The sequence below is a fragment of the Amycolatopsis sp. DG1A-15b genome (genome assembly GCF_030285645.1).
GTDB lineage: Bacteria > Actinomycetota > Actinomycetes > Mycobacteriales > Pseudonocardiaceae > Amycolatopsis.
Genome location: NZ_CP127296.1, coordinates 9,387,426 through 9,409,449 on the forward strand (window position 1 = coordinate 9,387,426; position 22,024 = coordinate 9,409,449).

Here is a 22,024-nt window from a genome sequence, read left to right on the forward strand (position 1 = left end):
CGATGCCGATCCGCACCAACCGCGGCCGCACCGCGGTCTACCGGCGCCTGTGGGGCTGGCCGCTGCGCTCGCCCCGCCACCTCATGGGAACGCTGGTGTTCCTGGCGATCCTGGTCACCGCGCTCGGCGTCGTGCTGCCGAAGGTCGTCGGAAAACCACAGGCCAAGGCGTCGCCACCGGGGCCGGGAACGACCACCTCGATGACGACGACCGCGCCGGGTATCGCGGCGCCGGTCCCGACGTCCAACCTGCCGACGCGGCTGTCCACGCCGCTGGCCACGCCGACGCCGACGACGCCCAACACCGACGCGATCCGCGTCGCCAAGCAGTGGGCCGCGGCCTGGGTCAACCACCCGGCCGGGATGACCTCCGAGCAGTGGCTGGCGCAGCTGAAGCCGTTCACCACCGAGGAGTACCTGCCGGTGATGTCGACGGTCGACCCGGCGAACATCCCGGCGACGAAGGTCACCGGTGAGCCGGTCGCCGGCACGTCGTACCCCAAGTCGGTCCAGGTCACCGTCCCGACCGACGGGCCGAAGCTGGCCATCACGGTGGTGAGCACGAACGCCGGCTGGCGGGTCGCCGACTACGACCAGGCGAGCTGACCGTGCGGCGCCTGGGGTTGTGGCTGGGGCTGGTCGTGTTCCTCGCGATCGGCGCCCTGGTCGTGACCGCGGTCGCCGCGAAGGTCGTCATCGACAACCAGCAGGCGCAGGCCCGCGGTGTGTCCCTGATGAGCTGCGACGCTTCGGTCGGGCCGACGCAGCCCGGCCAGGGCGACCGCGGCAAGGTCGACGCGTCGAAGCTGGACGACGAGCAGCGCGGCATCGTCGCGCTGATCATCTCGATCGGCAAGCAGCGCACGCTCGCGCCGCGCGCGTGGCAGGTCGCGATCCAGGCCGGGATGACCGAGTCCGGGCTGCACAACCTGACCTACGGCGACCGCGACTCCCAGGGCATCTTCCAGATGCGGCCGTCGATGAACTGGGGCTCGGTCGCCGAGGTCACCAACCCGACGTACGCGGTCAACAAGTTCTACGACGTCCTGCTCGCGGTGCGGGGCTGGGAGAACAAGCGGCCGGGCGACGCGGCCCAGGCGGTGGAGCGCTCGGGCTTCCCGGACCGCTACCACAAGTGGGAGCCGATGGCGGCGACGCTGGTGGAGTCGGTCGGCCAGGTCGTCGACGTCGTTGCGTGCGGCACCGGCATGGGGGCGCTGCTGCCGCCCAGCCAGGCCGCCGCGAAGGCGATCAGTTTCGCGCTGGGCGAGCAGGGGAAGCCGTATGTGTGGGGCGCCACGGGACCGAATTCCTACGACTGCTCGGGGCTGATGCTGCGGGCCTACGAGTCGGCCGGGATCATCCTGCCGCGCACGTCACGCGAGCAGTACCACGCGGGCGCGATGCTGCCGGTACGGGAGGCGCAGCCCGGTGACCTGCTGTTCCTCTCCACCGATCCGTCGGACCCCACCGCGATTCACCACGTGATGATGTACCTCGGCAACGACAAGGTCGTCGAAGCGCAGCAGACCGGCGTTCCGGTGCACACCCGGGCCTTCTCGTTCGGCGAGCGCCAACTCGTGCCGCAGGCGGTCCGCCCCGGCGTTTAGCATGGGTCGCGAGGGCCTGGACAGGATCGCACCGATTCACCCGACGTCGCGGCGCCTTCCACGAGCAGGTGGCCGCGTACTGGCAGAGGATGAGCACGTGGGACGCAAATTCGGCAGGAGGGGCAAGCCCGGATCGGGCGAGCCCCGTGACCCGGCGGCGCTGTTCGGCGCGCCTCAGCCGCCCCGGCAGAGCGCCCGGCCCGCGTCCAGCACCCCCCTGGCCGACCAGCTCGCTCAGGGCTACCCGGGAGTGGACGCGGGGTACGTCGTGCTGCCTCGTTCGCTGGCCGAGGGCATGTCGCTGCCGTGGCAGCACCAGATGGCGGCGCTGCTGGCCCAGTTCCACGCGGAGCACGCGGGCCTGGCGTGGCCGATCTACCGGGTGGTGCCGTCGCGCTACGAAAAGCTGGCGGACCTCGACGAGGAGCAGCTCGCGGAGGCGGGCTACCTGGTGGAGATGGACGCGGACGGCGAGATGGTCTACCGCGAGCGGAGCGGCCGGAAGGTCCTGGACCCCGAGAACACATCGGTGCTGGTCTCGAGCCTGGACCCGATCCCCAAGCCGGCGGCCCGCCCGGCACCCCCGGCGGCATCCCCGTCAGGCCACGTCCCGGCGGCAGCGCCGGCCCCGATGAACATCGGCCCGGCCCCGGTCTGGCGAACGGTGCCGCACCCGCCCCCGGCGCAGTCGGTGCCGGGGACGCCCGAGCAGCACATGTACGCACCGCAGCCGGGCCGCCGCCACGACCCGGCGCCACCGGCGGCTGCGTCTGCCACGTCTCCGGCCGCGTCTGCCCCCTCGGCGGCGGCGGAGCCGCAGTGGTCGGTGACGGCCGAGTCGGAACTGCCGGGCCCGGTAAAGGCCCCCCAGTCATCCCCCCGGCACGCGGCGGCCCCGGCTCAGGACGAGCGCGCGGAGCAGCGGCCATCGGCTGGGGAGTCGTCAGTTCGCCCGGAGACTGTTGTTCCGGCGGCAGAGCCTGCTGTGGTTTCGCCGGTGGTGGTGGGCGAGCGTGGAGTGTCGTCGTCGCCCGAGACAGCGGCGCCTGAGCAGGCTGCGGCATTGGTGAGCGAGCCTGCGGGGGGAGAGGAATCTCGCCCCGAGCCGCGGCCGGCTCCGACGCCGCAAGATGTAGACCACCCGGAGGCTGCAGCGTCGGCCCCGGGCGAGTCGGTGGGGCAGGAGGTTGCAGCGTCGGCCCTGGGTGAACCGGTGGGGCAGGACACGGACCGACCAGGCGCTGCTGCACCGGCCTCAGGCGAACCGGTCTCGGGGGAGTCTGCGGCCTCGGCCCCTGGCGAACCGGCGTCGGGAGATGCGGATCGGCGAGATGTTGCCCCGTCACCGGTGGAGTCGGTGCCTCGGGATCTTGACCAGCCGGAGGTCGCTACTTCGGCACCAAGTGAGCCGGTGCAGTCGGAGTCTGCGGATCGGCAAGAGGTTCCTGCCCCGGCAGCGGACGAGGTGGATCGGCCAGAGACTGCCCAATCGGGTTCGCCCGCATCGGCGCCGCGGGATGTGAGCCGGTCCGATGCTGCGCCAGAATCGGTGCCACCGGGCTCCGACCAGCCGGAAGTTGCCGCGCCGCGGGAGGCGGGCGGGTCTGAGGCTGCCGTATCGGCATCAGCCGGACCGGCGCCAGATGATGCTGCTCACCCGGAGGCGACGGAACCTGCGGCGGCCGAAGAAGTGCGGCCGAAAGATCCCCCAGCCGAGGCAGTCGCACTCACACCCGCCGAAGCCCCGGCGGCCGAGGCAGGCCGTCCCGAGCCGGCCGCGCCCGCACCGGCGGAACCGATCCAGCCCGTGAGGGCGGACTCCCAGCCAAGCTCGTCCACCGCGCCGCTGGAAGTCCCATCTGCGAGTTCGCAGCCCCCAACGCCACCGGACACGCAACCGGCCGCCGAACCGCAGGCGGCCCCCGAAGCGGTTCCGCAGCCGGCTGCTTCGGCCGGCGCGCCGGCCGCCCCTGAATCACAGGCGGCCCTCGATGCGGCTTCGCCGTCGGCGGCTGCTTCGGGAGTGCCGTCGCCTGCCGAATCGCAGGCGTCCGACGCTGGTTCGCAGCCGGCGGCTGCTCCGGTCAGCGCGCCGCCAGCCCTTGAATCGCAGGCGGCCCTCGATGCGGCTTCGCCGTCGGCGGCTGCTTCGGGAGTGCAATCGCCTGCCGAATCGCAGGCGTCCGACGCTGGTTCGCAGCCGGCGGCTGCTTCGGCCGACGCGCCGCCAGCCCTTGAATCGCAGGCGGCCCCCGATGCGGCTTCCCAGGCGGCGGCTCCCACGGGAGTGCAGTCGCCCACCGAATCACAGGCACCCGGTGCCATCTCGCAGCCGGAGGTTGCTTCCGGCGGCGTGCAACCGGCCGCCGAACCGCCGACGGCACCCGATATGGCTTCCCAGCCAACGGCAGCCTCGGGTGATGCGCCTCAGCCTGCTCCGCCAGAGGCGCAACCACCGATGCTCGGCTCGCATCTGCCCAAGCCCCCTTGGGGACCCGCGGACCTGCCGGCGCCCGGCCTCGGCCCGGTGCCGGCCTCCGCATCGGGCCTCAGTCCGGCGCCCGGCGCTGCCCCCACGCAGGGCGCCAGTCCCATACACGGCGCCAGCCCTGTGTCGGGCGCAGCGCCCGACCGCGGCACCAGCCCTGCCGACCCTCCCGTCGCACCCAGCCCCACCACCTTCGCCTCGCCGGTCCCGAGCCCCGCAGCCGGGCCCATCCACCAGCCGGATGTCGCGCCTACGCAAGGCACGGACCTCACTGGTTCCACGCCAGTGCCGAACTACGCGCCTGGCAGTGGCTCGGTCGGGTCTCCATCGATGCCCGGCACGCCTCAGATGCCCGGCTCGGCGCACGGTGCCGACCGAGCAGGTTCCCCGGTGGCGCCTGACATGGGACAGGCAGGCCCCTCCGCGCCAGGGCCCGGCTACGCGCCTGCCAGTGGTCCGGCGGGCTCGCCCGCGGTACCCGGCACCCCTCAGGTGCCCGGCTCGGCGCAAAGCACCGGCTCAGCAGGTTCCCCGCTGACGCCCGGCACCAGCCCGGCCGCTACTCCCACGCCACCCGGCACCACGCCGATTCCCCACCCCACGCAAGGCGCCACCCCGGCCCCCGGCACTCCGCCCGCTCATGGGCAAGGCATCGCCCCGGCCCCCGGCACCCCGCCCGCTCCCACGCAAGGCGCCATCCCGGCCCCCAGCGCCACACCCGCACCACGCATCACCCCGGCCGCGGGCACCCCGCCGCTTCCCAACCCCGCACAAAGCACCACCCCACCCCCGAACCCCACCCCACCAGCACGTCCCAAGCCGGTCTTTCCCGGTCCGGAGTCGACCCCGCAGCCCTTCCCGGCCCGGCATGCCGCGCCCGCGCGGCCCGTCTTCCCGGGGCCCGGGACCATGCCGCCCGTTCCGCCCGCGGCGCCGAACGCGCGGCCCGTTTTCCCCGGGCGGGACACCCCCCTCCCGCAGCCCTCGCGGCAAGAGCCCGAGACCCCTCCCCGGGGTACCGCGCGTGGCTGGTTCGACGAATTCACCGAACCCAAAGAGCCCGAAGAACCCCAGGACTTCGGCCCCACCGGGCAGCCGACCGAGATCCCCTACCGGTACAAGCGCTGACAGCCCGGGCCGCGGGTGCGAACCTAGGAGCATGTCCAAAGACCCGAACCCGGACCAGGGGTGGTACTACAACACCCGCACCCACCAGGTCGAGCACCTCGAACGCAGCCGCAGCGTCGACCTGCTCGGCCCGTACCCGGACGAGGCCACCGCCCGGCGCGCCCTCGACATCGCGCGAGAGCGCACCCGGCGGGCCGATGCCGAGGAAGACGACTAAACCGTCAGCTGCGGGCTGAGGACGAACTCCGGGTCCACCTGCGAGACGAGGTCGGCGCCCGCCCAGGCGCGGGCGTTTCGCAGGTGGAACTCGACCGCCTGGCGCTGGTAGCGCGCCCAGTCGCGCTGTTCCGCGTCGACCGCTGCCCGCATCGAACTCAGCGTCTCCAGGTTGCGCGGCTCGAGCTCGGTGATCGGCCGGGCCGCGCCGCGCTCCGCCGCACGCACGTGCCGGGACGCCGACATCCAGCCCAGCAATGCGGAGCCGACCTGGTCCTGCAGGAACTCGACGTCGTCGGCGTCCGTCACCTTGTTGCCCACCACCACGAGCCGCACGCCGAAGTCGCGGGCGTAGTCCGCGTACTGGCGGTACACACCCACGCTCCGGACCGTCGGCTCGCACACCAGGAACGTCACGTCGAACCGGGTGAACAGCCCCGAAGCGAACGCGTCCGCGCCCGCGGTCATGTCCATCACGACGTATTCGCCGTCGACGTCCACCAGGTGGTTCAGCAGCAGCTCCGCCGCTCCCACCTTCGAGTGGTAGCACTTGACGCCGAGGTCGTCCTCGTCGAACTGGCCGGTGACGCCGAGCCGCACACCGCCCAGCTGCCGGAAGCACGCCGAGAACACCGGGTTGTCCTCGAACGGCCGGACCAGCCTCGACCCGCGGCCCGGCGGGGTCGTCTTGATCATCGACGCCGCGTCCGGGATCCGCGGGTTGTCGCCGCGCAGGTAGTCCTTGATCAGCGCCATGTTGTCGCCCAGCGTCGGCCAGGCGAGCGCTTCCTCCTCGGTCGCGCCGAGCGCCACCGCGAGGTGCTGGTTGATGTCGGCGTCGATGGCGAGCACCGGCAAGCCGGCGTCGGCGAGGTACGCGACGAACAACGACGACAACGTGGTCTTGCCGCTGCCGCCCTTGCCGACGAACGCGATCTTCACGGTCGGAATCCCCTTCTGGCAATGATGACGGTTTTCATTTCAACCTCGGCAACGTACACCCGACCGGCCCGCGCCCGATCGGGCGATCAGGAGGCCCGGCTCGGGTTAGGGTTGGGGGGTGCCTCCCCTCGTGATCAGGACACACTCGGCGGGCGGGGACTTCGGCCCCCTGCGTGCCGAGTTTTCGCTGCCGGAGTCGTTCGGGCCCGAGGTGCTGGCCGAGGCGGAGGCGGCGGTGCTGGATCCGCTGGCCAGCGCGGGTCCCCGGGAGGACGCGACGGACCTGCCGCTGGTCACCATCGACCCGCCCGGCGCCAAGGACCTCGACCAGGCGATGGTCGTCGAGAAGACCGCGCACGGCTTCCGCGTGCACTACGCCATCGCCGACCTCGCCGCGTTCGTCCCGCCCGGCGGCGCGCTCGACCGCGAGGCGCGCCAGCGCGGGCAGACGCTCTACCTGCCCGACGGCAACGTCCCGCTGCACCCGCCGGTGCTGTCCGAAGGCGCGGCCAGCCTGTTGCCCGGCGAGGTCCGGCCCGCGGTGCTGTGGACCATCGAGACCGACGACGCCGGCGAGCCGACCGCGACCCGCGTCCGCCGCGCGCTGGTCCGGTCCACCGAGCAGTTCGACTACGAGACGGTGCAGGCCGCGCTCGACGCCGGGAACCCGCACCCGTCGGTGGCCGCGTTGCCCGAGCTGGGCCGGCGGCGGCGCGAACTGGCCGTCCGGCGCGGCGCGGTCGAGCTGCAGCTGCCGGAGCAGGAAATCACCGGTGACCCGGACGGTGGCTGGGTGCTCGCCCGCCGCCCGCGCACCGCCGTCGACGCCTGGAACGCCGAGATCTCGCTGCTCACCGGCATGGCCGCGGCGCGGATCATGCTCGACGCGCGGATCGGCGTCCTGCGCACGCTGCCCGACCCGGAGCCCGAGGCCATCGACTGGCTGCGCCGCTCGGCCGAAGCGCTGGGCATCGTGTGGGCGCCCGAGACGACCGTCTCCGAATTCCTGTCCCGGTTGGACCCCGGGCAGCCGGCGTCGATGGCGCTCTACGCCGACACGACACGGCTGCTGCGCGGCGCGGGCTACACGGCGTTCGACGGCGAGCTGCCGGCGCTGACGACGCACGCGGGCATCGGCGGCGCGTACGCGCACGTCACGGCGCCGATCCGGCGGCTGGTCGACCGGTTCGCCACGGAGATCTGCCTCGCCGTCTCGGCCGGCCGCGAGGTCCCGGAGTGGGTGCGCGCGGCGCTGGCCGACGTCCCGGAGCGGATGAGCGCATCGGACACCCTCGCCGCGAAGGTCGAGCGCGCGTGCATCGACCAGGTCGAGGCGTGGGTGCTGGCCGAGCACGTCGGCGGCGAGTTCAGCGCGGTGGTGCTGCGCGCGGACGAGAACAAGGCGGAGATCCTGGTCGAGGACCCCACGGTGATGGCGAAGTGCGCGGGGGAGCGGCTGACCGCGGGCGAGCGGATCGCGGTCCGGCTGACCGCGGTCGACGTCGACAAGCGGAAGGTGTCGTTCGAACGCGCATGACCTACCTCGTCGACGATCTCGGTGAGCCGGTGCCGCTGTCCGGACCGGCTTCGCGGGTGGTGTCGCTCGTGCCGTCGCTGACCGAAGCGGTCGAGGTCAGCGCACCCGGACGCCTCGCCGGCGCGACGGACTACTGCACGCATCCATCCACTTTGGACGTGCCGCGCGTGGGCGGGTCGAAGTACCCGAAGCTGGACCGGGTGCTCGACCTGGCGCCGGACCTGGTGCTGGCGAACGCGGAGGAGAACCGCCCGGAGGACGTGGAACGCCTGCGCGCCAACGGAATCCCGGTGTGGGTGATGGCCGCGGCGGCTTCGGTGCCCGCCGCGTTGGGCTCGCTGCGCCGGATCCTGACGCAGGCGTACGAGCTCAGCGAGCCGGATTGGCTGGTGGCCGCGGAAGAGGTCTGGCGCGGGGTCCGGCCGGTCCGGTTCCACGCGGTGGTCCCGGTGTGGCGCAAGCCGTGGATCGTCCTGGGCCGCGACACGTTCGCGGGTGACGTCCTGCGCCGCGTCGGCGTGGCGAACGCGTACGCGAACGCGGAGGAGCGCTACCCGCGCCCGGACGTGGAGGAGCTGAGGGCGCGTTTCGCGGCGGACGCGGATTTGCTGGTGCTGCCGGACGAGCCGTACGCGTTCACGGAGGAGGACGGCCCGGACCACTTCCCGGACGCGCGGTACCTCCTGGTGTCGGGCCGGTATCTCACTTGGTACGGGCCGTCGCTGGTCGACGCGCACGCCGCGTTGACGGAGGCTTTGGCGGGACTGTGAAGTCGAAGCCTCGCGCGAGCGCGGCCCGCACGGCTTCGGCAACCTCCGGCGGACGGACGGGCTCGGTCGCGAGCCGGAGCCAGTTGTCCGGCCGCGGCCGCCCGGTGTCGACGACGAGGGTGGCGCCGGGCCGCTCGGCGAGCTCGACCGCGAAGGTCATGGTGGCGCCGATCCCCTGCGAGTAGGTCGGCTTGCGGCGGACCGCCCAGCGGTAGTCGGTGCCGTCGACGGTGATCCGCCGCGAACCCCTGCGGGGCAGAGTCATGAGGCCTCCCGACCGCATTCCAGGCCGCTCAGCCAGGCTTCGAGGCGCTCGAAGTGCTCGCTCGTCAAGCCGGTGTGCGCGTCGACCGGGATCAGCTCCGTCGGGACGCCCGCCCGGCGCTCGACGAACGCCTGCCGGGCCTCGGGGAACAGGTCGAAGTCGTCGTCGAACCAGGCCAGGGGGCGGCCCGCGGCGAAGCGGGCCACCGGGCCGAACTTCCACGCCGGCTGAGGGCCGGCGAACTCGACCACCGCCAGCCGCGGCAGGCCGATCGCCGGACCCACCTGGCGGTTCGCCCGGTGTTCCCAGCTGGTCGCCCAGGCCAGCTCCGCGTTCGCGGAACCGGCCAGGGCGAGCAGCGCGGGCCCGTGGGCCGGGTTCAGCCAGATCCGCAGCCGCTTGCGGCTCCAGCGGGAGAGCCGCAGCGACTGCTCGACGTAGCCGGCGGGCTTCGCGTGACGCGGGGCCGCCCACGGGCTCAGCGGGCCGTCCACGTCGAGCAGGATCAGCGGTCTCACCCGGCTTACAGCGTCAGACCGGTCAAAACCGTTACCCGCTCCTCCGTGAAGTCCGCCATCGCCGCCGCCGGGCCCTCGCGGCCCACGCCCGAATCCTTCACCCCGCCGTACGGCATCTGGTCCGCCCGGAAGCTCGGCACGTCCCCGACGATCACCCCGCCCACCTTCAACGCGGCCGACACCGAGAACGCCGTCGGCACATCGCGGGTGAACACGCCCGCCTGCAACCCGAAGCGGGACGCGTTGATCCGCGCGACCCCGTCGGCCACCGATGGCACCCGGACCAGCGAAACCACCGGCCCGAACACCTCCTCGGCCATCACCGGCGCGTCCTCCGGGACGTCCGCCAGCACCGTCGGCTCCACCGTGGCCCCCGACTGCCCGCCGCCCGTGAGCAGGCGGCCGCCGGAAGACACCGCGGCCGCGATCCACGACGAGACCCGGTTGGCCGCGTCGACGTTGATCAGCGGGCCGACGTCGACGCCCTCCGCGCGCGGGTCGCCGGTGCGCAACGCCCGGACCTCGGCGAGCACCTTCTCCGCCAGCGCGTCGAACACCGAAGTGTGCGCGTACACCCGCTGCACCGAGATGCACGACTGCCCCGCCTGGTACATCGCGAACGTCGCGATCCGCTGCGCCGCGAAGTCCAGGTCCGGCCAATCCGGGCAGACCAGGACCGCGCCGTTGCCGCCCAGCTCCAGCGCCACGTGCTTGCGCGGGACGCGGTCGCGGATCGCCCAGCCGACCGGGACCGAGCCGGTGAACGACACCACCGGCAGCCTCGGGTCCTCGACGAGACTGGACGCCGTCTCGTTGCCCACCGGCAGGATCGACCACGACCCCGCCGGGAGGTCCGCCGACGCCAGGATCTCGCCCAGCAGCAACGCCGTCAGCGGTGTCGCCGGCGCCGGCTTGAGCACGATCGGCGCGCCGACCGCGATCGCCGGCGCCACCTTGTGCGCCACCAGGTTCAGCGGGAAGTTGAACGGCGTGATGCCCAGCACCGGGCCGCGCGGCACCCGCCGGACCAGCGCCAGCCGGCCGGTGCCGCCGGGGTCCGTGTCGAGTCGCTGCAGCTCGCCCGAGAAGCGGCGAGCCTCCTCCGCCGCCCAGCGGAACGTCGAGACCGCGCGCCCCACCTCGCCGCGCGCCCACTTCAGCGGCTTGCCCGACTCCGCCGTGATGAGCGAAGCGATCTCTTCGGACCGCTCACCCAGCGAACGGGACACGTGGTCCAACGCCCCGGCGCGGACGTGCGCGGGCAGCGTCGCGAACTCGTCGGCGACGTCGTGAGCCGCCTGCACCGCGGCCTCGACGTCCGACGGAGAAGGAACGAAGTGCGACCCGGCGGAGGAGCCGTCGAACGAATGGCGGACGACGGCCGTCGCGCCGCCGGTCACCGGCTTCCCGGCGACCCAGAACGGGAACGTCATGCGCGGACCTCCGTCCGGACCGCGTGTTCGAGCACCGAGAGGCCCTCGTCGAGCAGGTCGTCGGCCAGCGACAGCGGCGGCAGCAGCCGGACGACGTTGCCGTAGGTCCCGCAGGTCAGCACGACGACCCCGGCGCGGTGACAGGCCGCCGCGACGCGCTTGGTGAGGTCGGCGTCGGGCTCCGCCGAACCGGGCTTGACGAACTCCGCGGCCAGCATCGCGCCGCGTCCGCGGACGTCGCCGATGACGCCCGTTTCGGCGGCCAGCGCCCGCAGTCGCGGCAGCACGACGCCTTCGATGCGCTTGGCCGACGCGGCGAGGTCCTCGGTCTTCATCGTCTCGATCGAGCCGAGCGCCGCGGCGCACGCGATCGGGTTGCCGCCGTACGTGCCGCCGAGGCCGCCCGGGGGAACCGCGTCGAGCAGGGAAGCGCGGCCGGTGACGGCGGACAGCGGCAGGCCGCCGGCGATGCCCTTGGCCGTCGCGATCAGGTCCGGCACGACGTCCTCGTCGGTGGAGGCGAACCACGACCCGGTGCGGCAGAAGCCGGTCTGGACCTCGTCGGCGACGTACACGACGCCGTTTTCGCGGCACCAAGCCGCAATCGCGGGCAGGAAACCGCGCGCGGGCTCGATGAAGCCGCCCTCGCCCTGGATCGGTTCCAAGACCACCGCGGCCACCTGGTCACCGCCGATCTGCTTTTCGATCCGGTCGATGGCCAGCGCCGCCGCTTCGGGGCCGGACAGGCCGTCGCGGAACGGGTACGAGCCCGGCACGCGGTAGACCTCGGGCGCGAAGGGGCCGAAGCCGTGCTTGTAGGGCACGGATTTCGCGGTCATGCCCATCGTGAGGTTGGTGCGGCCGTGGTAGGCGTGGTCGAACACGACGACGGCCTGGCGCCCGGTCGCGACCCGCGCGATCTTCACGGCGTTCTCGACGGCTTCGGCGCCCGAGTTGAACAGCACCGACTTCTTCGCGTGGTCGCCCGGCGTCAGCTCGGCCAGCGCTTCGCAAACTTCGACGTACCCCTCGTACGGCGTGACCATGAAACAGGTGTGGGTGAACCAGCAGGCCTGCTTGCGGACGCGGTCGACCACCGCCGGTGCGGAGTGCCCGACGTTGGTCACCGCGATGCCGGAGCCGAAGTCGATCAGCACGTTGCCGTCGGCGTCGGTGAGCAGGCCGCCGCTGGCGGAGGTGACGTAGACGGGCAGCACCGAGCTGACCCCGGCGGCGACGGCGGCGGCGCGGCGCTGCTGCAGCTCGCGCGAGAGGGGGCCGGGAATCTCGGTCTGCAGCCTGCGCTGGCGGGGCGCCGGGGCCTGCGGCCCGGCGGTGGTGCTTGCGGTCACGGCGTGCTCCTGGGAAGTCGGTGGACGTCCTCAGGATGAGTGCCCCGCCGGGCGTCGTCAGCTGGCCGTTCCGGCCAACTCGACGCGTAGGATTGGCCGTTATGGCACTCACGCTGGCCGGGCTGGCCGCCGAGCGCCCGCTCGGGCTGCGGGTGCTGACCGGCAGTGATCTCCTGGACCGCCCGATCGGCTGGGTCCACCCGACGGAGCTGACCGACCCCCAGGCGTTCCTCGAGGGCGGCGAGCTGCTGCTCACCACCGGTCTGGCCCTGGACGAAGAGACGTCACCGGCCTACGTGCGCCGTCTCGTGGACGCGGGGGTCGCCGGCCTCGGCTTCGGTGTCGGGCTGAGCCACGACGAGGTCCCGCGGGCCCTCGTGGCGACGGCGGCCGAGGTGGGGCTCCCGGTGCTGGAGGTGCCGCGGAAGACGCCGTTCATCGCGATCACCCGCGCGGTTTCGCGCGCGGTGGCGGCCGACGAGTACGCGACGACGGTCCGCATCGGCCGCGCCCAGCAGGACCTGACCCGCACGGCGGTCGGCAAGGGCGGCCCGGCGGGGGTGCTGCGCAAGCTGGCGAAGCTGGTCGACGGCTGGGTGCTGTTGCTCGACACCGTGGGCGTCGAGGGGGCCGCTCCCGCGGTTGCCCATTCCTACGCCGACGAAGTACGCGAAGAACTGAAACTGCTTCGTTCGGGTATGCGGGTCTTCGAGCTCGATGGCCACGAAGTGGTGCTGCAGACCCTTCCCACGCGGGTGCGCCGGGCGCTCGCGGTCGGCACGGCCGTGCCGCTCGACACCGCGGGCCGGCACGTGGTGAACACCGCGGTCGCCCTGCTTTCCCTGGCCTTGGAACAGGACGTGAAGCTCACGCACGCGTGGCGGTCGTTGCGGACCGGCCTGGTCGACCTGCTGGCGGAAGGCCGTTGCGAACTGGCCTTCGGGGTGATGACGACGGTGTGGGGCGATCCGCCGGAGCCGCCGTGGGCGCTGGTGGCGCTGGTGGGCGGCCCCGGCCAGCGGCGCCGGGTGTGCGACGCGCTCGAGGGCGAGCCTGAACTGTTCTTCGCCGAGTCGGGCTCGGCGGTGCTGGTGGCCGGCCGCTCGGGCGGCGACGTGCTGGACCGCGCGCTGGCGGCGGCCGCGAGCGTCGGGCCGATGTACGCGGGCCTCGCCGACCCGGTGCCGCTCGAGAACTTCGCGGCGGGAGCGGAGCAAGCCGACCTCGCGGCCCGCGCGGCTGAAGCCGAAGGCAAGCCGCTGGTCACCTACGCCGAGCACTCGGCCCGCGGCCTGCTGTCGCTCATCGACCCCGTCGTGGCCCGCATCTACGGCGAGAACCTGCTGTCCCCGCTGCGCCGCCACGACGAAACCGGCCGCGGCGACCTGGTCGAGTCGCTGCGCTGCTGGCTGGAGCACCACGGCCACTGGGACGTGGCGGCCGCGCGGCTCGGCGTCCACCGGCACACCCTGCGCAACCGGATCACCAAGGCACACGAGCTGCTGGGCCGCGACCTGGACTCACCGGGAGTCCGCGCCGAGCTTTGGGTGGCGCTGCAGACCTGAGCAACGCCGGAGCCGTGCCGGGCGTCCCGGTTGCATGACGGGCAAACGGGTCGCTGTGGTGGCGCTCGTGGTCGTGCTCCTGGCGGCGGGCGGGTGGGTCGTCCTGCCGTGGACGGCCAACCACTTCGGGTACGCCCTGCCGGGCGCCGACGGGCTCCCGTACCGGATCCACCACGCCGGCCGGGACTACCACAGCGACGTGACCTGCGCCGGGGCCGGCTGGTGTGCCACCGGCAAGCCACCCTGCGTGCCGCCGGCCCGGTTCGGCGGCGACGAAACGTCCTTGATCCAGGTCGACGAGGTGAGCACGGTGTTCGGGGCAGCGCACGCGGTGTTCGTCACCCGGCCGGTGCCCGCGGGGACTCCGTTGACCGTTCTCGTGCGAGCCGATCCCGGCTGCTTCGTGGGTTACGCGCTGATGGGTGGGCCCTGAGCTCCGGTCGGCCCCCGGATCGTTCAGCCGTCTGCCCGGCGGGCACTTCCCCCGATCCGGAGCCGGGTGCCGCCTGAGCCCTAGGGCCGGAACGAATCCGTCGCCGCCCGCAACGCGGCCAGGACGCCCGGATCCGTCACCGCGTGCCCGGCTCCTTCGAGCAGCTTCAGCTCCGAACCGGGCCACGCCCGGTGCAGCTCGTACGCCGTGACCGGCGGGCACACCGTGTCGTAGCGGCCCTGGACGATCACGCCCGGGATGCCCGCGAGCTTGCCCGCGTCGCGGATCAGCTGGCCGTCGTCGAGCCAGGCGCCCCGGGTGAAGTAGTGGACCGCGAGCCGGGCGAACGTCCACGCGAACGCCGGGTCCGCGTACTGGCGGATGAACGATTCCTGCGGCAGCACCGAAACCGTCGCGCCTTCCCAGGTGCTCCACGCCACCGCCGCGCGGTGGCGGACCTCCTCGGCCGGGTCGTCGAGCAGCACCGCGTACCCCGCCAGCGGGTCCTCCCGGAGCGCCGCCGGGAGCGGGGCGAGGAACGCTTCCCACTCCCGGGGGAACAGGTGGGCCGCGCCGCCGCGGTAGATCCAGTCCAGCTCGCTCTGCCGGACGGTGAACACCCCGCGCAGGATGATCTCGCTGACGCGCGAAGGGTGCGTCTCGGCGTAAGCGAGCGCGAGGGTCGCGCCCCAGGAGCCACCGAAGAGCTGCCAGCGCTCGATGCCGAGCCGGTCGCGCAGCAGTTCCATGTCGGCGACCAGGTGCCACAGGGTGTTCGCGGTGAGGTCGCCCGCGTCCGGCGTCGAACGCCCCGAGCCGCGCTGGTCGAACAGGACGATCCGGTAGACCGCGGGGTCGAAGTGCCGCCGGGCCATCGGGGCGATCCCGCTGCCGGGGCCGCCGTGCAGCACCACGACCGGTTTCCCGGCCGGGTTGCCCGCCTCCTGGCACCGGATCCGGTGCCCGTCGCCGGTTTCGAGGAATCCCTCGGCGCGCGGGGAGATCGGCGGGTACAGCTCGTCCATGTCCGTCACTGTGCCGTATCGGAAAGCACTGTGCCGCAGGGGCTTGGCCGTCGCCCCGACGCCCCGCCGCCGGGTGCCGGGACGACGACCAAGAAAGGTGGGGACCCGCCCCCGCCGCCGGGCTGAGCGGGTCCCCGTCCGGGTGCGTCAGCGGCCCGCGGCCGCTTCCGCGCATTCTCCGAGGTGAAAGGTGACTGCCGGCCGGATCCGGGTGCCCCGGCCGAGGCCGTCGGAGTGATCACGACGGCCGGCGATCCGCACACGCATTCCCGTCCTCCTCGTCGAGGTTCGATGCTTCGTCGTGGCGGCGACGGGCTAAACGCTAAGCCACGAGCCGAACACCAGTCAAGAACATGACTGATGTTCATGCATGTGAACAGATCCTGTGCGGACGCTGAGCCCGGTCGTCCCCCTTGCCCGGCGCTTGCGAAAGGCCCGGTACTTTCCGGTGTCGGGATGTGGAAAAAGGGGTACGGAATGTCCGCGGTGACCTATCTCGAGGCAATTGTCGTCGGCGCGCTGCAAGGCGTGTCGGAATTGTTTCCGGTGTCCAGTCTCGGCCACAGCATCCTGCTGCCCGCCTGGCTGGGCGGCTCGTGGCAGCGGGACCTGAGCATCGGGAAGGATTCGCCGTACCTCGCGGTGCTGGTGGCGATGCACGTCGCCACCGCGCTTGCGCTGGTCCTGTTCTTCCGCAAGGACTGGGTGCGGATCATCGGCGGGCTGTGGACGTCGGTCCGCCACCGCGAGGTCCGCACGCCGGACCAGCGGCTCGCCTGGCTGCTGGTGCTGGCCACCATCCCGGTCGGGCTGGCCGGCCTGCTCCTGGAAGGCCTGCTGCGCGACTTCCTCGGCAAACCGGTGCCGTCGGCGATCTTCCTCGCGCTCAACGGCGGTGTCCTTTACGCCGCCGAAAAGTTCTCCCGGAAGAAGCCCGCGGAGGAAGCGGACACAGTGGACTTTTCCGCCGAGGACACGCTGGTCATGCGGGCGGTCTCCGTCGAGGAGGCGACTGACGTCCGGCTGGCGAAGCTGGGGGTCGGCGAGGCGGTGCTGATCGGCGCCGCGCAGATCCTCGCGCTGCTGCCGGGCATCAGCCGCTCGGGCATCACGATGGTCGCCGGCCTGCGCCGCGGGCTGGGGCACGAGGACGCGGCGCGGTTCGCCTTCCTGCTCGCCACGCCGGTGATCCTCGCCGCGGGCGTGCTCAAGATGCCGACGCTGTTCGCTCCCGAAAACCACGCTTCGCTCGGTCCCGCACTCGTCGGCAGCGTCATCGCCGGGGTCGCTTCGTACATTTCTGTCCGATTCCTCACCGGATACTTCGAAACGCGTACTCTGACCCCGTTCGCCATTTACTGCGTGGTCGCCGGAATCGGCAGCCTGATCTTCTTCGCGGTCTGACGTGCCGCTGACGTTCGACGCCCCGGCGGTCCTCGGCGTGCTCCTCGCGGGCACGCTCTACGTCCGTGCGGCCCGCCGCCGCGCCTGGCCGCCGGGCCGCACGACGGCGTTCCTCGCAGGGCTGGTGACGATCCTGGTCGTCACCTGCTCACCGCTGGCGGTCTACGACACGACGTTCTTCTGGGTCCGCGCGGTCCAGACGGTCACACTGCTGATGATCACGCCGCTGCTGCTCGCCCTGGGCGCGCCGATCCGGCTGCTCCTCGACACCGTCGAGGCCCCGTGGCTGCATCGGCACGGTCGCGGCCCGCTCGCCCGCGCGCTGACGTTCCCGCCCGTCGTCACGGCCGTCCTGGTCGCCCCGCTGCTGGTGCTGTACCTGACGCCGCTGTACGACCTCACGCTGCGCTCGGCGGTGGCCGACGGCCTGGTCCGGCTGGTGCTCGTGCTGGCGGGCTTCACCTACTTCTGGACGCGCCTGGGCCTCGATCCGACGCCGCGGGAGGACCCGCACCTGGTGTCGGTGTGGATCGCGTTCGCCGAGGTGATCTTCGACGGCGCGCTCGGTCTGGTGCTGTGGCTGGGCCCGCTGCTCGCCCCGGCGCACTACGCGGCCGCGCACCCGGGCCGGGGGCCCGATCCCCGCACCGACCAGATCATCGGCGCGGGCGTGCTGTGGATCGGCGGCGACGTCGCGGGCCTGCCGTTCGTGGTGGCGCTGTTCGTCCGCTGGGCCCGCGACGACGAGCGGCGCGCGAAGCAGATCGACGCCCGGCTGGACGAAGAAGCCGCTTCGGGCGCCGCATCGACGTCGGGACTGTGGTGGGAGACCGACCCGGCCCTTTCCGACCGGTTCAAGGGCCGGGGTTAGTCGTGGAAGGCGTGCTCCGGCGCCGGGAATTCCCCTCGGCGGACGTCCTCGGCGAACGCGGTCGCCGCGTCCTGCAGCACCGTCGCCACGTCGGCGTAGCGCTTGACGAACCGCGGTGCTTTGCCGCGCCGCAGCCCGGCCATGTCCTGCCAGACGAGCACCTGGGCGTCGCAGTCGGGGCCCGCGCCGATGCCGACCGTCGGGATCTTCAGCTCCGCCGTGACGCGCTTGGCGGCTTCGGCGGGCACCATCTCCATCACCACCGCGAACGCCCCGGCCTCCTGCAGCGCCAGCGCGTCGGCGAGCAGCACGTCCGCCGCTTCGCCGCGCCCCTGCACCCGGTAGCCGCCGAGGTTGTGTTCACTCTGCGGGGTGAAGCCGATGTGGCCCATGACCGGCACCCCGGCCGAGGTCAGCGCCTCGACGTGCGCGGCGAACCGCCGGCCGCCTTCGAGCTTCACGGCGTGCGCGCGGCCCTCCTTCATGAACCGCACCGACGTCTCCAGCGCCTGCTGCGGCGAGAGCTGGTAGGAGCCGAACGGCAGGTCGGCGACCACCAGGGCCCGCTTGACCGACCGGGTGACGGCCCGGACCAGCGGCAGCAGCTCGTCGACCGTCACCGGCAGCGAGGTGTCGTAGCCGAAGACGTTGTTGGCCGCGGAGTCGCCGACGAGCAGCACGGGGATCCCGGCCTCGTCGAACAGGGCGGCGGTGTACATGTCGTACGCGGTGAGCATGGGCCACGGTTCGCCGCGTTCCTTGAGCTCGCGCAGGTGGTGGACGCGGACCTTCCGGCCCGGGGTGCGTGCCGCGGCAGCGGCGGGTCCGGTGCCGTAGGGGGCGGGTTCTTCGGCGCTGGCAGACATCGTCGTCGACCGTCCTTCCCTCGAGGCCTCGTCGAGGTCCCCGGGTCGTGGAGCAGAGGTGTCTCAAAGGGTGACACGCCCCCGGACCGGCCCCAACCGCGTGCGACAAGCTTCACACCCACGGGGACCACGGGCCGTCAGCCTTCAGGTTGATGTCGGGGGACAACCAACCCGGGTTCACTTACGTCAAGAAGAGGGCATGACCACCGACCGGCCGCGAAAGGCGACGAAACCACCCATGGGAAACCTCGCGAGCTCGCGCCTTCGCCTCCCCGCCTGGAAGGCGAAGGCGGGCGGCATCGTCGCGACCGTGGTCCAGCTGGCCGCGGTGTTCTCGGTGATCCTGCTCTTCACCGGCGGCGCGCACGGCCGCCTGCTCAACGGCATCGACATGGCCTTCTCCGGCCTGAGCGTGCCGACCAGCGAAAGCCTGATCATGGTGCTGCTGCTGGTCGTGCTCGGGGCCGCCCTGCGCCGCCGCAAGAAGGCGGCGCTGTACACGCTGGTGCTGTTCCAGGTCGGCGGGCTGCTGCTCACGCTGGTCCTCCAGGCGACCCTGCTGTGGTCACCCGAACTGCTGACGCTCGGCCCGAAGCAGGTCCGGCACATCCCGGCGCAGCTGTGGGTGCTGACCGTCGCCGACCTCGTCTCGATCGGGCTGATCGTGTTGCTGCTCGCGCTGCGCCCGGCGTTCCCGGCCCGCCTCGCGCCGAGCGCCTGGCGTGACGGCCTCAGCGTGCTGTTCGGCGGCTTCGCCGTGGTCATCCTGGTCGGGTGGGGCCTGGCCGAGGCGTTCCCCGGCCACCTCGGCGACACGTGGGAGCGCTTCGCCTGGGTCGTCAACCACGCCACGGGCGAGAACCTGCAGCTGCGCCGGATCGGCGTGGGCGAGGGGCCCGGCTGGCTGGACGTCCTCCTCGACCTCAGCGCGACGGCGGTCGCCACCGCGGCGCTGTACTCGCTCTTCCGCGGGGTGCGCAGCCGCGCCCTGCGGACGGACGAAGACGAGCTCCGCCTGCGTCAGCTGCTCGCCGAACACGGCGAGGACGACTCCCTCGGCTACTTCGCCACCCGGCGCGACAAGAGCGTCGTCTTCGCGCCGAACGGCCGCGCGGCGGTGACCTACCGCGTCCTCGGCGGCACCAGCGTCGCGAGCGCCGACCCGGTCGGCGACCCGGAGGCGTGGCCCGACGCGGTCCGCGCGTGGCTCGACGAGACACGCAGGTACGGCTGGACCCCGGGCGTGCTGGGGGCGAGCGAACGCGGCGCGAAGGCGTACACCGGGGCGGGCCTGCGGGCGCTGGAGATCGGCGACGAAGCCGTGCTCGACGTCCGCGAGTTCAGCCTGGCCGGCCCGGAGCGGCGCTCGGTCCGCCAGGCCGTCAAGCGCATCCAGCGCGCCGGCTACACCTCGCGGGTCCGCCGCCACGGCGAGATCCCCGATCACGAGATGGCCGAGCTGCTCGCCCGGGCGCAGGCCTGGCGCGGCGCCGAGACCGAACGCGGGTTCTCGATGGCGCTGGGCCGGCTCGGCGACCCCAGCGACGGCCGCAGCGTGATGGTCGAGGCCTACGACGCTTACGGCGAGCTGCGGGGGCTGCTGTCGTTCGTCCCGTGGGGGCGTCGCGGGCTTTCGCTGGACCTCATGCGCCGGGACCGCGACGCCGAGAACGGCCTCAACGAGTACATGATCGCCGAGACGGTCGCGGCCGCGCAGCACCTCGGCGCGCAGCGGATCTCGCTCAACTTCGCGATGTTCCGCGCGGTGTTCTCCGAGGGCGAGCGGATCGGCGCGGGCCCGGTGCTGCGGGCCTGGCGCGGGATCCTGAGCGTGTTCTCGCGGTTCTTCCAGCTGGAGTCGCTGTACCGGTCCAACGCCAAGTACGGGCCGGACTGGGAGCCCCGCTTCCTCTGCTACTCCTCGGCCCGGCGGCTGCCGCGGGTCGGCATCGTCGCGGGCGCGCTCGAAGGGTTCGTCCCGACCGGACGGGCGCGGTCGCTGCGGCTGGAGACGGTCAGCGACGGCTTCGTCGCGCGGGTCAAGGAGATCGAGGAGTCGGCGGCGACACCGGCGCCGAAGGCCTGGCGGCGGCCCGAACAGGTCCGCGTCCGGATCGCCAAGCTCGACAAGCTGCGCGAGGCCGGCATCGACCCGTACCCCGTCGGCTTCCGCCGTGACGACCACATCGGGGACGTCGTGGCGAAGTACGGCGACCTGGCCCCCGACACCACCACCGGGCACCGGGTCCGGATCGCCGGGCGCGTGCTGAACCTGCGCATCCTCGGCGGCCTGTGCTTCGCCCGGGTCAAGGACTTCAGCGGCGAAATCCAGCTGATGCTGGAAGCCGGCGAGCTGGACCTGACCCGCTGGCGGACCGGTGTCGACCTCGGCGACCACGTCGGCGTCAGCGGCCAGGTCGTGACGTCGAAGCGCGGTGAGCTCTCGGTGCTCGTCGACGAGTGGACGGTCACCGCGAAGTGCCTGCACCCGCTGCCCGACAAGCGGAAGGGCCTCACCGACCCGGAGACGCGGGTCCGGCAGCGCTACCTCGACCTGGCGGTCAACCCGGACTCGACGAACATGCTGCGGCTGCGGTCCACCGTGGTCCGCGCGGTGCGCGACCGGCTGCACCACGCCGACTACCTCGAGGTCGAGACGCCGATGCTGCAGACGGTGCACGGCGGCGCCAACGCCCGCCCGTTCGTCACCCACATCAACGCCTACGACATGCGGATGTACCTGCGGATCGCGCCCGAGCTGTACCTGAAGCGGCTGTGCGTCGCCGGCGTCGAGCGCGTCTTCGAGCTCAACCGCAACTTCCGCAACGAAGGCGTCGACGCGACCCACAACCCCGAGTTCACGATGCTCGAGGCGTACCAGGCGTACGCGGACTACGACACGATGAGGACGCTGACGCGCGAGCTCGTCCAGCACGCGGCCGAAGCGGCGTACGGCGCCCAGGTCGTCCGGCGGCCCGACGCCGACGGGAAGGTCGTCGAGTACGACATCTCCGGCGACTGGCCCGTCGTGCCGGTCCACGCAGCCGTCTCGGCGGTGTTCGGCGAGGAGATCGACTCGGGGACGCCGGTGGCCGAGCTGCGCCGCCTGTGCGTGGCCGCCGGGGTGCCGGTGGGGGAGGACCCGAGCCACGGCGACCTCGTGCTCAAGGCGTTCGAGCACCTCGTCGAGGGCGCGACCGTGCTGCCGACCTTCTACACCGACTACCCGACCGACGTCTCGCCGCTGACCCGCCAGCACCGGGTGGACCCGCGGCTGGCCGAGCGCTGGGACCTGATCGCGTTCGGCTCCGAGGTCGGCACGGCCTACACCGAGCTGACCGACCCGATCGAGCAGCGGCGGCGGCTGGAAGGGCAGTCGCTGCGCGCGGCCAGCGGCGACGTCGAGGCGATGGAGCTGGACGAAGATTTCCTGCTCGCCCTGGAGCACGGCATGCCGCCGACCGGCGGGCTCGGCCTGGGCGTGGACCGCCTGCTCATGATGCTCACGGGTGCCTCCATCCGCCAGACGGTCCTGTTCCCCTTCGTCCGACCGCAGGCATAACGACTCGGTGGACCTGGTCACGGCGACGGGCCTTGGCGCG

The 22,024-nt window shown here is 72.7% G+C and carries 17 protein-coding genes; 10 read left to right on the plus strand and 7 right to left on the minus strand.

Annotated features, from left to right (window positions below; translation table 11 throughout):
- Positions 1-2 precede the first annotated feature (2 nt).
- The 3 genes from QRY02_RS43705 (at position 3) to QRY02_RS43720 (ending at position 5,442) form a co-directional block, all read left to right on the plus strand.
- Positions 3-605: a hypothetical protein gene (locus tag QRY02_RS43705; RefSeq protein ID WP_285988551.1), complete on the plus strand. Its 603-nt coding sequence runs from the start codon at positions 3-5 to the stop codon at positions 603-605.
- A gap of 17 nt (positions 606-622) precedes the next feature.
- Positions 623-1,609 (plus strand): C40 family peptidase, encoded by a 987-nt coding sequence (locus QRY02_RS43710; protein WP_502874301.1) that lies wholly within the window; start codon positions 623-625, stop codon positions 1,607-1,609.
- A gap of 3,647 nt (positions 1,610-5,256) precedes the next feature.
- A complete protein-coding gene (locus QRY02_RS43720) occupies positions 5,257-5,442 on the plus strand; it encodes a hypothetical protein (protein WP_285988553.1) in 186 nt (61 codons plus the stop codon).
- Here QRY02_RS43720 and QRY02_RS43725 read toward each other — a convergent pair.
- Positions 5,439-6,383: an ATP-binding protein gene (locus tag QRY02_RS43725; RefSeq protein ID WP_285988554.1), complete on the minus strand. Its 945-nt coding sequence runs from the start codon at positions 6,381-6,383 to the stop codon at positions 5,439-5,441. The two genes, QRY02_RS43720 and QRY02_RS43725, sit on opposite strands and share 4 nt — an antisense overlap.
- A 130-nt stretch (positions 6,384-6,513) precedes the next feature.
- Here QRY02_RS43725 and QRY02_RS43730 point away from each other — a divergent pair, with 130 nt between their 5' ends.
- Positions 6,514-7,920 (plus strand): RNB domain-containing ribonuclease, encoded by a 1,407-nt coding sequence (locus tag QRY02_RS43730; protein ID WP_285988555.1) that lies wholly within the window; start codon positions 6,514-6,516, stop codon positions 7,918-7,920.
- Positions 7,917-8,690 (plus strand): helical backbone metal receptor, encoded by a 774-nt coding sequence (locus tag QRY02_RS43735; RefSeq protein WP_285988556.1) that lies wholly within the window; start codon positions 7,917-7,919, stop codon positions 8,688-8,690. Before QRY02_RS43730 ends, QRY02_RS43735 begins: the two co-directional genes overlap by 4 nt.
- Here the strand turns inward: QRY02_RS43735 and QRY02_RS43740 are convergent.
- The 4 genes from QRY02_RS43740 to gabT are packed head-to-tail and all read right to left on the minus strand — an operon-like array spanning position 8,623 to position 12,258.
- Complete coding sequence (locus tag QRY02_RS43740; protein ID WP_285988557.1) at positions 8,623-8,955, minus strand: hypothetical protein; 333 nt, start codon at positions 8,953-8,955, stop codon at positions 8,623-8,625. The genes QRY02_RS43735 and QRY02_RS43740 overlap by 68 nt on opposite strands.
- Positions 8,952-9,473, minus strand: coding sequence for an HAD domain-containing protein (locus QRY02_RS43745; RefSeq protein WP_285988558.1), 522 nt, complete (start codon positions 9,471-9,473; stop codon positions 8,952-8,954). Before QRY02_RS43745 ends, QRY02_RS43740 begins: the two co-directional genes overlap by 4 nt.
- A gap of 5 nt (positions 9,474-9,478) precedes the next feature.
- Positions 9,479-10,906: an aldehyde dehydrogenase family protein gene (locus tag QRY02_RS43750; RefSeq protein WP_285988559.1), complete on the minus strand. Its 1,428-nt coding sequence runs from the start codon at positions 10,904-10,906 to the stop codon at positions 9,479-9,481.
- Complete coding sequence (gene gabT, locus QRY02_RS43755; RefSeq protein WP_285988560.1) at positions 10,903-12,258, minus strand: 4-aminobutyrate--2-oxoglutarate transaminase; 1,356 nt, start codon at positions 12,256-12,258, stop codon at positions 10,903-10,905. Before gabT ends, QRY02_RS43750 begins: the two co-directional genes overlap by 4 nt.
- A gap of 101 nt (positions 12,259-12,359) precedes the next feature.
- On the opposite strand from gabT, the gene QRY02_RS43760 reads away from it, so the two are divergent.
- Entirely contained in the window at positions 12,360-13,823 is a 1,464-nt protein-coding gene (locus QRY02_RS43760; protein WP_285988561.1) for a PucR family transcriptional regulator, read from the plus strand.
- A 34-nt stretch (positions 13,824-13,857) separates the two neighbouring features.
- Positions 13,858-14,256, plus strand: a complete 399-nt coding sequence (locus QRY02_RS43765; protein ID WP_285988562.1) for a hypothetical protein — start codon at positions 13,858-13,860, stop codon at positions 14,254-14,256.
- 80 nt (positions 14,257-14,336) lie between these two features.
- Here the strand turns inward: QRY02_RS43765 and pip are convergent, their stop codons facing one another.
- Positions 14,337-15,281 carry a prolyl aminopeptidase gene (gene pip, locus QRY02_RS43770; protein WP_285988563.1) on the minus strand — a complete coding sequence of 315 codons (945 nt, stop codon included), beginning with the start codon at positions 15,279-15,281 and terminating at the stop codon, positions 14,337-14,339.
- A 477-nt stretch (positions 15,282-15,758) separates the two neighbouring features.
- Here pip and QRY02_RS43775 point away from each other — a divergent pair, with 477 nt between their 5' ends.
- The gene (locus QRY02_RS43775) at positions 15,759-16,685 is read left to right on the plus strand and encodes an undecaprenyl-diphosphate phosphatase (protein ID WP_285988564.1); all 927 of its coding nucleotides are present in this window, start codon (positions 15,759-15,761) and stop codon (positions 16,683-16,685) included.
- Position 16,686: 1 nt separating this feature from the next.
- The gene (locus QRY02_RS43780; protein ID WP_285988565.1) at positions 16,687-17,556 is read left to right on the plus strand and encodes a cytochrome c oxidase assembly protein; all 870 of its coding nucleotides are present in this window, start codon (positions 16,687-16,689) and stop codon (positions 17,554-17,556) included.
- On the opposite strand, the gene panB is transcribed toward QRY02_RS43780, so the two are convergent.
- Positions 17,553-18,422, minus strand: coding sequence for a 3-methyl-2-oxobutanoate hydroxymethyltransferase (gene panB, locus QRY02_RS43785; protein WP_285988566.1), 870 nt, complete (start codon positions 18,420-18,422; stop codon positions 17,553-17,555). The two genes, QRY02_RS43780 and panB, sit on opposite strands and share 4 nt — an antisense overlap.
- Positions 18,423-18,660: 238 nt before the next feature.
- Between panB and lysX the strand changes: the two genes are divergently transcribed.
- Positions 18,661-21,984, plus strand: coding sequence for a bifunctional lysylphosphatidylglycerol synthetase/lysine--tRNA ligase LysX (lysX, locus tag QRY02_RS43790; protein ID WP_285994090.1), 3,324 nt, complete (start codon positions 18,661-18,663; stop codon positions 21,982-21,984).
- The last annotated feature ends 40 nt before the right edge of the window (positions 21,985-22,024 follow it).